This is a genomic window from Nocardiopsis synnemataformans (assembly GCF_965343085.1).
Taxonomy (GTDB): Bacteria; Actinomycetota; Actinomycetes; order Streptosporangiales; family Streptosporangiaceae; genus Nocardiopsis; species Nocardiopsis alborubida.
Genome location: NZ_CBDRFA010000026.1, coordinates 37,969 through 54,437, shown reverse-complemented (window position 1 = coordinate 54,437; position 16,469 = coordinate 37,969). Strand labels below are relative to the sequence as shown.

13 protein-coding genes are annotated in these 16,469 nt (G+C 67.3%); all 13 read left to right on the top strand.

The genetic code is table 11. The annotated features are described in order from the left end of the window. Positions 1-127: 127 nt before the first annotated feature. Entirely contained in the window at positions 128-871 is a 744-nt protein-coding gene (locus ACSIH6_RS16785; RefSeq protein ID WP_435109238.1) for a CPBP family glutamic-type intramembrane protease, read from the top strand. Between the two features lie 28 nt (positions 872-899). Beyond that, entirely contained in the window at positions 900-1,445 is a 546-nt protein-coding gene (locus ACSIH6_RS16780; protein ID WP_435109237.1) for a Scr1 family TA system antitoxin-like transcriptional regulator, read from the top strand. 136 nt (positions 1,446-1,581) lie between these two features. Further along, positions 1,582-2,775 carry a Scr1 family TA system antitoxin-like transcriptional regulator gene (locus tag ACSIH6_RS16775; protein WP_435109236.1) on the top strand — a complete coding sequence of 398 codons (1,194 nt, stop codon included), beginning with the start codon at positions 1,582-1,584 and terminating at the stop codon, positions 2,773-2,775. 8 nt (positions 2,776-2,783) lie between these two features. Next, entirely contained in the window at positions 2,784-3,167 is a 384-nt protein-coding gene (locus ACSIH6_RS16770) for a hypothetical protein (protein ID WP_435109235.1), read from the top strand. Positions 3,168-3,239: 72 nt separating this feature from the next. Beyond that, positions 3,240-4,550: a tetratricopeptide repeat protein gene (locus tag ACSIH6_RS16765; RefSeq protein ID WP_435109234.1), complete on the top strand. Its 1,311-nt coding sequence runs from the start codon at positions 3,240-3,242 to the stop codon at positions 4,548-4,550. A gap of 38 nt (positions 4,551-4,588) precedes the next feature. Then, positions 4,589-5,821 (top strand): hypothetical protein, encoded by a 1,233-nt coding sequence (locus tag ACSIH6_RS16760; RefSeq protein WP_435109233.1) that lies wholly within the window; start codon positions 4,589-4,591, stop codon positions 5,819-5,821. A 5-nt stretch (positions 5,822-5,826) separates the two neighbouring features. Beyond that, on the top strand, positions 5,827-6,369 hold the full coding sequence (locus ACSIH6_RS16755) for a hypothetical protein (protein WP_435109232.1): 543 nt from the start codon (positions 5,827-5,829) through the stop codon (positions 6,367-6,369). Continuing rightward, the gene (locus ACSIH6_RS16750; protein WP_435109231.1) at positions 6,369-7,184 is read left to right on the top strand and encodes a CPBP family glutamic-type intramembrane protease; all 816 of its coding nucleotides are present in this window, start codon (positions 6,369-6,371) and stop codon (positions 7,182-7,184) included. The genes ACSIH6_RS16755 and ACSIH6_RS16750 overlap by 1 nt, the downstream gene beginning before the upstream one ends. A 91-nt stretch (positions 7,185-7,275) precedes the next feature. Beyond that, on the top strand, positions 7,276-9,822 hold the full coding sequence (locus ACSIH6_RS16745; protein WP_435109230.1) for a helicase associated domain-containing protein: 2,547 nt from the start codon (positions 7,276-7,278) through the stop codon (positions 9,820-9,822). A 127-nt stretch (positions 9,823-9,949) separates the two neighbouring features. Further along, positions 9,950-10,927 (top strand): hypothetical protein, encoded by a 978-nt coding sequence (locus ACSIH6_RS16740; RefSeq protein ID WP_435109229.1) that lies wholly within the window; start codon positions 9,950-9,952, stop codon positions 10,925-10,927. A gap of 105 nt (positions 10,928-11,032) precedes the next feature. Further along, complete coding sequence (locus ACSIH6_RS16735) at positions 11,033-11,704, top strand: DUF6879 family protein (protein WP_435109228.1); 672 nt, start codon at positions 11,033-11,035, stop codon at positions 11,702-11,704. Further along, complete coding sequence (locus ACSIH6_RS16730) at positions 11,701-12,885, top strand: hypothetical protein (RefSeq protein ID WP_435109227.1); 1,185 nt, start codon at positions 11,701-11,703, stop codon at positions 12,883-12,885. The genes ACSIH6_RS16735 and ACSIH6_RS16730 overlap by 4 nt, the downstream gene beginning before the upstream one ends. 104 nt (positions 12,886-12,989) lie before the next feature. Then, positions 12,990-16,460: a DEAD/DEAH box helicase family protein gene (locus tag ACSIH6_RS16725; RefSeq protein ID WP_435109226.1), complete on the top strand. Its 3,471-nt coding sequence runs from the start codon at positions 12,990-12,992 to the stop codon at positions 16,458-16,460. The last annotated feature ends 9 nt before the right edge of the window (positions 16,461-16,469 follow it).

Here is a 16,469-nt window from a genome sequence, read left to right as displayed (position 1 = left end):
GACCGCTCCCCTTGGCTCCCCTGTCGGCCCGCCCGCCGACCAGCCCGCTGTTCCCGCCACCGCCTCACGCGCGCGGCGTTGGCTTCCGGAGCCCACTCCCCAGACGTTGCTCCCCCAACCCGGAAGGATGGCAGCCTGGGCCGCCTACGCCGGCCTGCTGGTGATCTACGTAGTCGTGTTCAGCAGATCGCTGGGCCAGACCATCACCCTGTTCCTGACGGACCGCCAGTTCGTGTCGATCCCTGCCCCCGGACCCGACACCTACTGGGCGATGGCCCTGCCCGGGTGGATCATGCACGCCGTCCTGCTGGCACTGACGCTGCTGTGGCTGTGGATCGTCACCCGCGTGCTGCGTCTGCGGATCGGCCAGGTCTTCGCCCCCGATCGGGACGAGACCCTCATGGGCGCTCGCCAGCGCCGCGTCCAGGGCTGGCAAGTCTTCACCTGGGCGTTCGTAGCCCTGCTGGTGTGGATGGGCGGGTCCACCCTGCTGGAGTCGCTGCTGCCCACCGAAGCCGTCGGTGGCTTCATCATCGACGACCGCGCCGACGCGGTGTGGACCTCGCTCATGCTCGGCCCCGCTCAGGTCACCACCGCGCTAGTGGAGGAGCCCATCGTGGTGGGCCTGCTCGTGCTGGTGCTGATTGCGGCCCGCCGCCCGGCCTGGGAGATCTACACGGTCGCCGTCGTCGCCAAGGTCGCCTACCACGCCTACTACGGGCTGCCCGTGCTCGCGATGGTCCCGGCGGCACTGGTCATCGTGTGGCTCTACCACCGCACCGGACGGCTGTGGCCGATCATCGTCGCCCACGCCGCCTACAACCTGTGCTTCTCCGCCTTGGTCATCGCGCTGCCCCACCACCTGGGCTAACTCGAACCTTCACCGACAGGACGCCAACGTGAACACCCCACACACCCTCACCGACCGCTCCGTGAGCATCCCCCAGCGCCAGCGCGCCTGGCAGGAACAGGAAGCGGTCAACCCGACCCGCGGATGGACGCACACGCTGGTGCCCGGTATCGCCCAGACTTCCGCCTACACCCGAGGCCTGCTTAGTGCGCGCTGCAGCGAACCGGAGTTGGAGGAAATCGTGCAGGGACGTCTGCGGCGCGGCCAAGCGGTCCTGGACGGCGGACCCCAGCGGCGCTATGTCTTCTCCCAGTCCGCGCTGGACATGCCCTGGCTCTCGGCCGGACACCGACACGAGCAACTGGAGCACCTGGCCGTAGTCGCCAACCTGGCGCACGTGCAGATGCTCGTCCTGCCTGCTTCCACACCGGTGCCCCACGGCCCCTTCATGCTCCTGCGCGAGTGGGTCTACATCGAGGGCCCCGGCGGACTGAACAGGCTGCCCCAGGAGGTCACCGCCGAGTACACGGCGTGCTTCGAGGCGCTGTGCGCCGCCGCCCATCCCTACGCCCTTGAGCACACGCCCGTGACCTGACCGAACCGGCCGTTCAGGCGCGGGGCCCGCCTGCAGGGCTCCGCGCCGCCACTTCAGGAACCCCTTTTGCGATGACTACGACACAGCACGCCTTCCCAGCAACGGACTCGGCCTTGGCACCGGCCGCTGATGTGGTGTGCGCCTTGGACCGAGACGGGGGTGCTCGGTGATGAAGAACGCGCACCTGGTCGACTCGCTGTCCAGCTTGCACCGCCACAGCACAGCCGAGGAACTACGCGCCGCCTACGAGCAGGACGAGACGATCACCATCGACCGGCTGGCCACCGCCACAGGCCGCTCCCCGGCGTGGGTGAGGCGACGGCTGCAGGAGGCCAACACACCGATGCGTCCCAAGGGACGGCGAGCACAAACCCGCACCGACCCCACCCCTTCCCCCACCCCCGCCCCTGCACCCCAGCCTGGGCCTGGGTCTGGGGATCAGCGCCATACCTCCCCTGTTCCAGGCGCCTCCGCCACGGTGCACCATCACCTGCTCACCCAGCGGTTGCGTGAGCTACGCGCCCAAGCCGAACTGACCCAGCTCGATGTCGCACGCGCGGTGCGCGTCTCAGAAGCCACCATCATGCGCGCTGAGACCCCGCAGGCGTCCCTGACCCTGCAGGTACTGCACTCACTGTGCACCCTCTACGCTGCGCCGCAGCCCGTGCGCGACGAACTCGTCGACCTGTGGCGACAGAGCCGCGCCCCCGAATGGTGGGCCCGGCTGCACCTGGACGTGCCCAAGGCGGAACGCCTTGCTGTGGGGCTGCGAGGCGATGCCCGCCGCGTCTACGGCTGGTCCGATCGCATGGTGCCCGAACTGCTGCAGACCGCAGGGTACGCGCGAGCCATCGAACGCCTTGCGATCAAGGACGAGGCCGCCGTCGAGATGGCGGTGTCGGTGCGCCTGGCCCTGCAGCGGCGCGTGCGCCGACGCGGTATCGACCAGCACTACGCCATCGACGAGACGATCCTGCGTAAGTGGTGCGGCGGCACTCAGGCGATGGCCGAACAACTTACCGCCCTGCGCGCGCTAGCCGCTCGTGGACGGCTGCGGGTGCTCTCCCACGCCAGCGGCCACTTCTTCGAATCACCGTTCGAGCTGTGCTCAGTCCCCGGACTCGCTGATGAGGCCCTCTACTTCCCCGGGATCAGGGAAATCCACATCGGTGATCCACCACCTCCCACCTACTCACTGCGGTTTCTGCGCAACGCTCTGGAACGGCTGTGGGGGTGGGCCGAAGACACCCCCGGCAGCGTGGCGTTGATCGACGACGCCCACGCCCGCCTGCTCGCCGCAGGCCCCGTGCCCGCAACCGCTACGACCTGAAAAGAACCATGCCTCACTTCTCCCAGCACCGCACCGTCGACCCCGTGTCCGAATCGCCCGCAGACATCGCCGCGACCACGCACACCACCCTGACTGGATGGGGTGTGCCCACGTCGCAGGTGGAACTCCTCACTGCCCGAGTGCGCACCCTGATCACGCTCCTGATCGCCTGCTCGGCCACGGAGATTCACCTGCACCTGCTCTGGGCCGACGGGCGCCTGCGCACTGAGATCACCACCCCCGCCATGGTGCTCTGCCACCGGCTGCCTGCCTGGCAGGGGCGGCCTGGTGAGGCGCACACACGCTACGCCACCCACGTCGACCTCCAGGTGAGAACCGGCGAGGACGCTGAACCCGGTCCCGTGGTCGCTCAGGACCTCAGGAGCGCGTGAACCACCGCGACGAAGCCCGCCCGGCAGGTCTCATCAGGCGCCCGAGCGCCCCGTACCGAGGAACCAACCGACATGACCCATCCGTCCACACCGGACGCCGACAGCGCGGTCCGCCTTATCCGGCACCTCATCGCCCCCGACCGTGACGCGGCCGTACTGCTCACCGCGCACCCTGGACCGCACTGGACCGCCAGTCTGGCCGCAGCCGTATGGGGTCTTCCCCTGCCTGAAGCACAGGACCGGCTCGACCGGCTGGTCCACTCCGGTGTGTTCATCGCTCACGATGACGGCCGTCACACCATGCCCGTCCAGGTGCGCGCCGCCCTGGAGCGCGCGGGCGCGACGGTATTGCTGCCCGGATGCCGCCGTGCCCGCGCCCGGGTAGTGAACTACTACGCCGAGCACACCATCGCCGCCGACCTAACCCTGGATCCGGGACGATGGCGGTGGCACCCGCCCGTGGTCGAGCAGGTGCGCCGCACCGCTCAGGATCGATTCGACTCCCGTGCCCAAGTTCAGATGTGGTTTCACGACGAACTGGCCAACCTGCACGCAGTGACCGCCCTGGCTCACCGCACCTCCCACCATCAGCAAACTGTGCTGATCGCAGAGGCTCTCAGCGCCTGGAACGAACTGCACCACCCCGGCGGCACACGGCACATCATCGACCTGGGGTTGGCTTCAGCTGAATCCATGGGCGATAGCGGCGCCCAAACCGTGATGCACTATGCGATGGCTTCCTGGCATCTGCACCAGGGTAACCACGACAAGGCGTTGTCCCTGGCCCACTACGCGTTCGCGCTGTGGGCTAGCGAAGAGCCCCGACGCGCCCACCCCTACCACGGGCGAGGGCTCGTGCATCTCTACCTCCTACTCGGTGAGATTTACAGCCACGATGCCTCTTTCCTGCTCATGGCCGCCCGGTACGCCGATCTGGCTCTGGGGCTGAGCGAAAGGCTCCTCCACCGCCGTGACATTGCCCTAGCCCGATACCGGCACGCTCTGGCCCTAAGCGTGAACGACCACTGGAGCGAGGCTGCAGCTCTGTTGCGTTCAGCCTTGCCACTGCTGCTCGAGGATGGTGAGGAGCTGTGGGCGTCGCGCGTGCACCGGCAGCTGTGTGAGGTGTTGCTGGACATGGGCGACTACAAGGCCGCACGCGAACACGGCCTTGCCGCACTTGCTGCAGCTCCCTCGGAAGAAGCGCCGTTGGTGTGCGGGCAGGCTCATGAGTCGCTGGCCTGGCTGGCCGAAAAGCAAGGCCACCTCGAGCAGGCACGTGAGCACTTCGAGCAGGCGCGGTCCTGCTACACCCCCATGGACCCGGCACGGGCCGAGCAGATGCTCGCCACCAGCCACGAGTGCCGTCACCCGTCCACATGAGCGCTCGCTCCCCCCAACGACTCCGACAGGACTTTGGTGTGAACGCGTCCCAGGCCTACGCCGCTCTGTCCCCTGCCGCCCGCACCCTGCACCAACTCCTCACCCTGCTGCCCGGTGAGTCCTTCACCGCGGAGGCTGCCGCTGCCCTGGCAGGCACGCCCAACGCACGCACCCAGCTGCTGCTGGACGACCTCGCCGACCAGGGCCTGCTCACCCGCACCGCGGGCCGCTACCGCCAGCACGCCCAAGCCCGCGCACACGCGCTGAGCACGGGCCATGACCCGCACGCCCCCGACGCCGACGCGGCCCTGCTGCGGCTCCTGGACTGGTACCTGCACACCGCCCGGGCCGCTGCCCAGGCCCTGGATCCACACCACTGGCACACCGAGCTGTCCCCACCTGCGCCACCACCCCGGGTATTCACCGCCCACCGCGCCCGCACGTGGTTCGCCGAGGAACTGGACGCGCTGCACCTGGCGGTGCGGCTGGCCGCCGGCACCGGCCACCTTCGGCTGTGCTGGCACCTGCACGAGGCGCTGGAGCCCTACCTGCGGCTGCGCCGGGCCCACACCCTGTGGGGGGAGACGCTCTCCTGGGCCCGCGGCGCCGCCCGCACGGCCGCCGACCCGGTAGGCCTGGCGGTGACCGCCACCAGCCAGGCCACCCTGTCACGGTACCTACGCCACCTGGAGGGCGCGGCGCAGCACTACGCCCACGCCCTGGAGCTGTGGGAGGCCACCGCGCACCTACCGGGCTACATCAACGCGCTGATCGAGTACGGGCACCTGGAACTGCACGCCGACCGCAACAGCCGAGCCCAGATGAAGCTCACCGACGCGCACGAGTACAGCCGTTCTCTTCCTCAGGACACGCGCACGAACCTGGCGTTGCGGGCGCGGACGGGGCTGGGGCAGGCCGCCCTGGGCCAGGGCCAACCCGGCGTTGCGCTGGACCATTTCCACAGCGTCATCGAAAACCCTGTCGCCTGCCCGGATCTGCGGCTGCAGGCGCTGACCGGCATGGCCAGCGCCCACCTACTGCGCGCCGATCCGATCGCTACCGCGCAGGCCCTGCAACGCGCCGACCTGCTGATCCCGCTGGTCGCGGACCCGGTCGTCTCCGCCGAGCTGAACTTGGTGCGTGCCCATCTGCATGCCCACGACCCCGCGCGTCGGCGCACCCACCTGGTACGCGCCCACAGTGTGCTGCGCAGCGTCGGTGACTGGCGCGCGCATGCCATCCAGGCCCAGCTCGACGCGTTGGGTGCGTGATGCCGATGCCACGCCCCGCACTCACTGGCCCCTACCAGCAGCCGCACTGCACCACCACACAGGCCCCACCGGACCCGACGTCCTCACCGTGGGCCGGCTACTGCACTCTGGCCCAGGCCCGCACCCGGCTCGGTATCTCCCGAGACCAGATCATCACCTGGGAGAGCCAAGGCCTGGTGCGGTGCGCCCGCGATGCCCGCGGCCACCGCCGTGTGTGGGTGGCTGACCTCGATGCCCTAGCTGAACACCAACCTGGGCCGCTGCTGGCCCCCGCCCAAGCCGCGCTCGTCGTGGGAGTGCAAGCCGAGTACCTGACCCGTATGGCCCGGTCCGGACTCGTCGGCTGTGTGGTGCTGCCCAGCGGGCAGCGTCGGTTCGCTATGGCCGAGCTCCAGCGGGTCGTCACACGCCGATCCGTGACCTCCACGCGGGCAGATCACGATCAGGCCTTGGCGCCGCCACCCGCGACGACGCCTGAACACACCCATCTCGTGCCTGGGCTGGCCTGTGCCCCGCACGCCCGTGTCACGCCGAGGAAGGCCAGCTGATGAGCGCGCACCATCGTGCCTTGAGCACCTATGGGCTGTTGCTGGCCACGCTCGTCGTGGTGTTCTTCCCCGCCTGGGCGCTGGGGGTCTGGGGAGTGCTCGCCACCGGCGGTTCCACCACCCTCTACCCCCCGGTCCGAGACGAAGCCTGGCGCGTGCTCGTACCGTTGTGGGCCAGCGAACTCCTTATCGGCGTGCTGGCCGCGGCCGCGATCTGGTGGTGGTGCCGTCGGCTGGGCATCGGCGTGCGCGACGGGCTCGGCCTGTTGCGCCGCCGTTCCCTCCTCCTGCCCGACCACAGCCGCCTGCGCACCGAGATCAGGATCGGTGCGTCCTTCCTCGCGATGGTCACAGCCTTCGCATTGAGCTGGGTCGCCCTAATCGTGGCCGCGTCCTGGTGGCCTGAGCTGGTGCGCGTCGGGTTCGCCATCGGCACCACCCACGAAGCTCTGTGGGCGCTGGCCATCACCGGGCCGCCGCAGGTCATTACCGCGGTGGTCGAGGAGGCCGTGCTCGTGGGTCTGGTGGTGGTCGCCTTGGGCTCCGCGCGCCGCCCCGCCTGGGAGATCTACACCGTCGCCGTCCTAGCCCGGGTACTGCTGTATGCGCCCTACGGATGGGGACTGCTGCTATTTACCCCGGTCGCGGTGGTGGGGGTGTGGGTCTACCGGCGCACCCACCGCTTGGCTCCACTCATCCTCGCCCACCTGTGCGCGAGCTTGCTCTACGCGGTGATGGTCGCGTGGTGGCACTGGATGACAGCCGCCCTCGCACCCTGGCCACTCGCGCTGGCTCGCCTCATATACATCCTCTGAACAACCTGCTTGGCACCTAGTCGCTGCCTATGCGCTGTGCCTTCGTTCTGAACGGTGGGCCCCCACCCTGTCCCAGGAAGAATTCTTCACGATGACCATGCCCTCGGCTTCTCCTGTGTGGCTGCACCCGATGCGCCCCAATCCCGCCGCACCGGTCGCTTCGGCACGCATCGAACTACGCGACCACCAGATCGAAGCAGTTACCAAGGCAGCGCCTCTCCTGGCAGCCGGTGCCTTACGACGCGGCATCCTGACCATGGCCTGCGGTACCGGCAAAACTCTCACTAGCGCTGCAATTGCTGACCAGCTTGGCGCGCACACCACCCTGGTAGTCGCGCCTACACTGACTCTGCTCACCCAACAGGCACACGCCTGGGCACGTTACTTGGGCAGCCAGCTCACCACAGTAATCGCGGTGTGCTCTGAACCCCAGGTGTTGAAGTCACTCGCTGGACCACGGTGTCTGGTCACCACCGACCCGCACTCCCTGGCCTACATGGTTCCCCAACAGCCCACTCAGGGACGCACCCTGGTGGTGGCGACCTACCACAGTCAGCACACGATCGCCGCCGCTCACCAAGCAGGACTCCCCCGGTGGCCATTGATCGTGGCTGACGAGGCTCATTGCACCACCAGCACCCGTCGAGACAGCCGGTGGTCACTACTACACCACGACAACCACATCCCAGCCGACCGGCGCCTCTACGTCACTGCCACCCCACGAGTGGCCAAGGTACGCCAGGCCTACAAGCAAAACGATGACCGCCGCTCTCACGACATCGCCTCCATGGACAACCCAGACGTCTACGGGCCGGGGCTGCACTCGCTGTCTGTGGGGCGCGCCATCGAACAAGGCATCTTGTCGGACTACATTGCGGTGCTTGGCGTGGTTGACGATGACGACATAGCCCGCCTTATCGGCTCCCGAACTGTGGTCCACGTCAACGGCTATGACGTGACGGCGTCCATGTTGGCCGCGCAGATCTCCTTCATCAAAGCCTGCGCTGCCCACCAGGTGCGTTCTGCTCTGACTTTCCACTCCGGAGTCGGCAACGCCCGCACCTTCGCTGCGACGCTTCCCATCGCTTTGGAGCTCATCCCCAAGCATGAGCGGCCCACCCGCCCGGTACGGGCTTACCACCTGAACGGGACGAGTTCGCTCCAGGAACGCGACCACGTGCTGAAACACCTAGGCGCCCCTGAGGGTGCCCTGGTCGTGGTGAGCAGCGCCGACTTGTTGAACCAAGGCGTGGACGTGCCCGCCGTGGATGGGGTGGGGCTCATCGATGCCAGTGAGTCTCAGATCAAGACGGTGCAGCGGCTTGGACGCGGTCTGCGACTTAAACCCGAAGGGCCTGATCGGGCGATGTTCTTCGCTCCCATCTGGTTGAGCAACCACGCTGACGCGGCCATCGCCACAGAGGCCGATACCCCGTTTCGGACAGCGTGGCAGATGATCGCCGGTCTGCGGGCCCACGACAGCCGAGTCGCGGCAGACCTGGACGCACGCTATGCCGCCCGCCAACGCACTGCGGCCAAGGGGCAAGAACCCCTCCAACAACAATTGCCGCCATGGCTGCGCATTCAGGGTGAGACAGAGAAGGTCGACGAAGCGTTCGCCTCTGCCGTCTTGGCGCGCACGGTGGGTGCGACCGCGTCGCCATGGGACGCCACTTACTTACTCCTGAAGCAGTTCCACACTGAGTACGGACACTGCCACGTGCCCGCCTCCAGCGGCTTGACCACCTCTACCGGGGCCAGCCTGGCCTCGTGGGTGGGCTATATACGCCGACAGTACGTTGCAAATGACCGCCGATTGACCGCCACCCGTCGGGCTCTGTTGGAAGAAGTGGGAATTGATGAGCCCAGCCCTAACGACCTGTGGGGACGTGTTGTGCGTGCGATCGAAATGTCCCCTGCAACCCCTTTAGATCCCCAGCTGAAGATGCGCCTGAGGATTTCCCGCGCCAATGGGCATCTGACCAAAGAGAAACAACAATACCTGCGAGAACACGGAATAGATATTGATCCCCCTCGGGGCTACGATCTGCAGATTGAGCGCGTGCGTGAGTTCTTGGACGAGTACGGCCATCTGAGTGTCAGCTCCGAATCAGCAGACCTGGAAGAGCGAGCTACGGCAACTCGTCTGAGCAAACTCCGACGAGCGTTCGGCAGGCGCCAACTCAGCTCTTCGCAAGAGAAAACGCTGTGGGACATGGGGGCAATCCGAGCCCCTAAGGAGTACGCGCTCATTCGCGCGCTCGTCGAAGCACGAAAACCCCTCACCACTTTGAGTATAGAAACGCGCACTTGGCTAAGCAATAGTTTATCTTGTGCAGCTAGGGGTGAGACTTCCCTCGAAAGAACGCGTCTCCTGCTTGACGCATTGGGCACTCTGGACTTCAGTCTGAATGATTACCAGTGGGGTCTGACTCTCGAATCTGTGGTAGCACAAAAGGGCTCTATGCATTCCAGGAGCAAGGAGTTCCAATGGCTATTTAGCCAGCGGAAGAGGTGGGGTTCTCTTACTGATATGCAGCGACGAAGATTGCGCCAAGTTGGCGTGTACCCCGGCTGTGACCTGTCAGCGTTTCGCCGCCCCCGATGCGCGCGCACAGAAAAGAAAAGCACGCAGTAGTGCCGCGCCCTCTATTGGCAAGTATGCATTCTTCCTTTCAGTTGCCCAGACCACGCGGGTCTGGTGCGCACCGAGAAGAGAATAGAACATGATGATTGCGCCTCCCACCGTTCCTTCCCCGGATCCCATGTCTGCCATCAACGCGCCGCTGCGCTTGGCAGTGGTCAACATTCAAAACGGCGGTGCCCAACACCGGCTCGGCCTAGACCACGTGATCAATGAACTGTTCGCGACGGTCCCGGCCGCCCCATCGCTCATCGTGGTCAACGAGGCGCGCGATTGGGACTCAGACGGCACCAAGCTGGGATGGCGGGCCGCCGCCGTCCTTCGCGAGCGTTTCGGGCCGCGCTACCAGATCCGTGTTGGCCACATGGAGCGCGCGCCCGTCCCACCCGCAGTCCTCTGGGACCCCGACCAGCTCGCCCTCACCCGATTCGACACACCGCACACCACCCCCGAGGGGGGCGACGTGTGGAACCGGGCGATCTTCGACACCGCCTGGTGGACGGATCCGCTCACCGTCATGCCGATCCACTGGAACCCGTGGGATCGCGACAAGCGGATGAGTGCGGCCCGCGACCTGTCCGGATTGCTGGGCCCTCAGAAGCGAACGATCGTCGCCGGGGACTTCAACTGCTCCCCCTCCGGAGACCCGGCCCTGTGGCCGTTCACCGACTTCGAGCAGATGCCGGAGCACCTACGCCACCACAAGGGCTGGCAACCCCACGGCGAGGACGGCCCGTGGGAAGCACACACCGCTCCCTTGGACCACCTCATCGGCCGCTGGAACCCCGCCACCGGCACCCGTGTGGGGGGCATCCGGTGGAGCACCGCTTTGGAAGTCGCCTGGGAAAAACTCGGCCGTCCCGCCACACCCTTCCCAGCCACGGTCAACGACGACGTTGACCCGGGTGGCGGGATGGTCATCGATCACGCTCTGCTCAGCGCGGTGCTCGCCGAGACCGTGGTCGCTGAGGAGACTGCTGTCCACCTACCCCGGGGGCCGATGGTCACCGACCACAGGCTGGTCACCACCGCCCTGCGCACTCGGGCCGAAGCCGCCACCCGAAACAGTGCGGACGCGCCGGAGCCGGTGACGCCATGACTACCCCGACACGGCAGGGAACACCGTTGGACACCGCAGTTGGTGTCGACATTCCGTACGCGCACACTGCCCAGGCATTGGCCAATAAGTTCAAAGAGGGTTTCCATGCTTGATCTCCTGACTGATGTGCGTGGCGAATCGTTGAGTCTGGATGCCTACGGCAAGGACTTCGAGCGCCGCTTCAGCACACTGCGCAACGCACATGTGTGGAAGCTGGAAAGACGCCAGGCGTTTCACCAGCCCGAAAGCGCCAGCTGGATGCGCTATCGGGCTGGCCAGACCGACGAGGCCCTACGGATGCTCGAGCTTGACCGCCCTGGGTTGGTCGAACTGTTCTCCGGTTTGCAGAACCGCAACTCTCAGGTACTGCGGGTACGGGTGGTGGACTTCCCACTGACCCCTTACCTGCACTGGGAGCTGCACTCTCTGCACATCCGAGCCCAGTGCGGCGAGCACATCCGCGTGATCGGTCCGCAAACCATCGCGCACCTGGAGGGACAGGAGGAGGTCCCCGAAGTCCTGACCTTAGGTGACCAGGTGACTTACCGCATCTGCTACGACTCCGACGGTGTCCTGGCCGGGAGTGTGCGCTACGCCGACCCGGTCCTCACTAGACGATGCAGCGAGCAGATCGCTGCCCTGTACCGGGATGCCGAGCCTTTGGAGACCTTCTTCCCCCGAGAAGTCGCCGCTGAGGAAAACGACTGTGCTCCCACCAGCAGGTTGGGGTGCGGGTCGATACCGACGACAACTGTGCTGGGGGAGGAGGACCAGTGAGCAGCCTCAACAATTTCACGACGGCACTGGCCGTGACACCGGTGGGTGTGTCCATCCGTCCCACCCCAGCAGGATGGGGATGGGTCATCCTCACCCCGACCTGCCAGGAGAAGGGCGTGTTCTGGGGGGCACGTGCGGCCCTGAGCGCTCACCTGACCGAACGTGCAGACAGCCTCACCGCCCCCCATCCCTGCCTGGTGGTGTGGGCGGGCGTGCGCGGGAGTCTTCAACAAGTGTTGCTCCAAGCCCTGGGGCATCGAGCAGCCCGTCACGACGGCACCGACGTGGACGAACCGCTCCGCGCGGCTGTGCGTTTGTCGGGGATGGCTTACCAGAAGGCCCAGGTCTGCTGGCCACACCGTCTCCACGACGCCGTCGACCTTACCCTCGACCCACCCCTGGCCTGGCCATGGCAACCCAGCGACCAGGTCGGCCGTATCGCCTGCGACGCCTCACGGGATCCAAACAATCTCTGGGGCGGGTGGGCTGTAGTCATGGAGTCAGGGTGGCACGCCGCCGGTAGGGTCCACGACTCCCACGCACAGCTCGACAGCAGCGTCCTTGAGTTCATGGCGGTGTGTCAGGCTGTGCGCCTGATCAATGATCTGCCCTACGGCGTGGACATCTACAACGACAACCAGCCGATCGTGGAGATGCTGCGAGCGGTGAGCACTGCGCCCTCAGCTGCCCGCGCTTACCGATGCGCCCCCCACGTGCCGATCCGGATCATTGACCCCCTGTGGCAGTTTCTGCGGCGCCGCAAGGCACCAACACGGGTGCGGTGGCGGAGCCGCAACAGCACGGCGACGCTGTCCTGGGCCGATGATCTGTCCCGTCAGGCCCGTCAGGGGCTGGTGAGCACGACCGGGACCGTGCTCGACCTCACCGGGGCCCAAGGGCAACTCGACCGGTTCTCCCAACCCCCAGCCCCGGCCATGCGTTTTCTCGACGCAGCCGCTGCCAAGGATTGGACGGTGCAGTCCACGCAGGTACGTCCGGTCGGCGGCGGAGGCCAGCGATGGGCCTACACCGTCGTGCTTGGCCAGGGCCCACGCCAGGTCACCGCGACCTGGACCCGTACCCACGGCAAATGGTCCCAAGGCCGATACCGGGTCGACGACGGCCAGGGCCTTCGGCCCTACACGGTGCCGTGGCAGCAGGCGAGGAGTGTTTTGCAATGAATGAGCTCGTGCACGGACAGTTCCTCGCACTACCCGGTTTCCAGACCTCTTCGAGCGAACACGGTGGCGATCCAGCCACCCCCTCAAACGAGGGGAACAGGCCGTTGGTCAGCGCTGTGGGTGTCGCCGTCGCCCCGCACGTGTCCGGGTCCTGGACGTGGAGCGTGCACACCGACACCGCCCGCTGGCGCGGCACCCACCTCGACGCACGACAGGTCAGCGACCTCGCGCCCCACATCCTGGACCAGATCCACGACCGCTTCGGCGAGCAGGTGTGCATCGTCTGCCCGCCCGAGCTGGGCCTGGCGCTGCCCACCGGGCGGGAGGAGGTGCTGCGCCGGGCCGACGAGCACGCCCGCCGCGCCGCCCAGGATCTGGCCACAGGGCACCTGCGCACCCTGGCGATACGCCGCTTGCCCGAAGGGCACCACCTGCTGCCCGGCCAGGAGTGGACGGTGAGCGTGCACGCCGTGGTGGATGACGACGGTTCGGACTGGGCCTGGGTCACCGGCGCGGGCTGGTACGCCACCGGCCGCTCCTCCTCCCCTGACCTGACGCAGGTGGCGTTCGAGGCCATCGACGCCGCGGCCACCGTTTCCCCGTTGGGTGGGCGGGTGAGCGTGGAATGCGACGAGCCCGTCGCCGTTAAACGAGCCCAAGCCCTGGTGGAGGCCATGCGCCAGGCCCAGCACAGCTCCACCACCGGCATCGTGCCCGACCAGGTCGAGATCGCCCATGTCCAGGTCGACTCCACCCCGCGCCACCGGGCCGCGGTGGATCTGTGCGCCCAAGCCCCCGACCTTGCGCCGGTCAGCGACCGTCCCGGAGAGCTACGCCCCTACCAGCAACGCGGCGTGGACGCACTCGTCCGTGTCTGGGAGAGCGGTGACCGCGGCCAGCTGCATTGGGCGTGCGGAGCAGGCAAGACCGTAGCCTACGCCGAGAGCGCCGCGCGTGTGGGGGCGCGTCGCATGTTGGTGCTGGTGCCCTCGTTGGACCTGGTCGCGCAGATCGCCCAGACCTGGATCAGCCGGTGGGGCGACCGGTTGCGCCAGGTCGTGGCGGTGTGCGGTGACGATGAGACCCTGGCCACCGACACCATCGAGGAGGCAGCCGCACGGCACCGGATCCACACCCTCGTAGTCGCAGACCCCTCAGCCCTGACTGCCCTGGTGGACCTACTGGCCCCGACACTGGTGGTGGCCACCTACCAGAGCCTGCAGGTTGTAACAGACGCACACGCCCAGCACGGCTTGAGCGCCTGGAACACGCTCTACCTGGACGAGGCCCACCACACCGCGGGCGCGGTCACCAATGCATGGACCAGCGCCCATGACGTGCCCGCCCACAGGCGCTGCTACGGCACCGCCACCCCGCGCCGTGTGGTCTCCAGTGACGGCAGCCCCGTGGCGTCGATGGACGACGAAGACCTCTTCGGTCCCATCGCCGACACCTACACCGTGGGTGAGGCCATCGACGACGGATACCTGGCCGAATACCAACTGGTGGGCGCTCTGGTACACGCCGACCAGGTCGCCGAGGCGATCGGGGCGCGCGGCACGGTGACCTTGGACGGTGTCTCGGTACCCGCCGGTGTGGTGGCCGCGCAGATCGCCGTGCTGCGCTCGATCCGGCTGCACGATTTGCGCAGCATCATCTGCTACGCCCCCACTCTGGCCTGGGCCCAGGCGTTCACCGACACCCTGGGGGTCACCACCGACCTCCTGGGCTCCCAGGGGCCCGAGCGTGTGATCACGGCCGTGCACATCAACAAGCACTCGCTTGCTGAGCAGCGCCGCACCGCCCACGCCGCCTTGAGCGCCCCCGGACGAGGGATATCGGTGGTGGTGGTCGTGGGGTGCTTCGGTGAAGGAGTCGATATCCCCGCGGTGGACGCGGTGGCATTGATGGCCTCCAACCGGTCCCGCACCCAGCTCATCCAGCGCATCGGACGAGCCCTGCGCACCGGCGGCAAGAAGAACAAGGTCGCCCGGATCATCGCGCCGATCTACGTGCCCCCTGGCACCGACCCTGAACAGCTGCTGGACACCCCCGCCTACGCGGCGTTCGCCCGGGTCGTGCACGGCCTGCGCTCAGTCGACGCCCGCTTCGCCCACGCGCTGACCACGGCCACGCACACCGTCACCACCCCCGGCGCCCCCGCCTCTACACCGGTGGCCTCGCGATGGCTGCGCGTGGTGGCCGCGCACCCCGTCGCGCCAGCAGTCGACTTCGCACAATCCATCACCACCATCGTCTTCAGCGACGGCGCCTCCCGGTGGTGGCGCAGCTACCGCCTGGCCGAGCAGTGGTTCAACGAACACGGCCACCTGGACGTCGATCCCTGCGTACCCAACGCCAACGGTGCTTCCCTGCGCCGCTGGCTCGGGGAACAGGCTCAACTGTTTCGCCATGATCTGCTCGCGCCCCGCTACTACGACGCGCTGTGCCGGATCGGCATGCAGTGGGACTCCCGCGGTATGGGACCGCTGTGGCCGCGCCTGCAAGCCGCGGTCAGCCAGTGGCACGGCGAGCACGAAAACCTCCTGCCACCAGTGGGTCACCCGCTGTACAAGATGCTCACGCGGACTCGCGTCAAACGCAACGCCGGTGAGCTCACCGCTGAGCAGATCGCCTGGTTGGACGAGCACGACATGGTGTGGGACCTCTACCACGCGCGCCGCACCAGCATGATCCACCGCTTGGGCCACTTCATCGACACCCACGATCGGTTGCCCTTCTTCGAGGAAAAGCACGCCTACCGCATGCTGTACCTGCTACGCGCCGGTCACCGCAAACACCAACTGGACCAGGAGCAGACCCAGCTGTGCCACCAACTGCGTATCCCCCTGAGCGAGGATGACCCCCACGCCCAACCCCCACCGCTGCACGGTCCCCGGCAGATCACGCTCACCGGCTCCACCGGTGAGCACCTGGCCGCGGCCATCGGCGCGGGCGCCACCAAGGACGAACTCCAACAGCTCAGCGGACGCACCAGCGCCTCCATCGAGTACCAGCTCGCCCACGCCGGTTTCGACAGCTTCCTCACCTTGCGCAACCAGGCCATCGTCAACCACGTGCGCCGCGGACACGACTGGACCGACATCGCACGCACGTTCCGCATCCCGGTCCTCGCGGTCGGCGCGATCCTCGCCAAGGCCGAGACAGACCCTCAACCAGAGGTGCCCCCGCCCGTCCCGACAGATCCAGGACAGGAGTGGGTCACGCCCGCCCATGCGGCCCGCATGCTCGACATGCCCTTGAGTGAACTGTCGGCGTGGGCGGCAGCTGGCCATCTGAGCAGCACCACCACGGCTTCCAAACGGGTCCGCTACCAGAGCCGCTCCGTCACCGACTTCGCGACGCTCCTGCAGGGGTACTACACCCTCGCCCAAACCAGCGCCCTGCTGGGCGTGCGCCCTAAGACCGTGCACCAACTGGTCAAGAAGGGACGGCTGCGGCGCCTGCGCGCTGGGCGCCAGGCCAACCGCTACCTCAAAGCCGACGTCGACGCCCGACGGGCGCGCCAAAGCACACAGGTCACAACCACAGAGCGGGGAACAACCACGCCGTAACCGCGACCC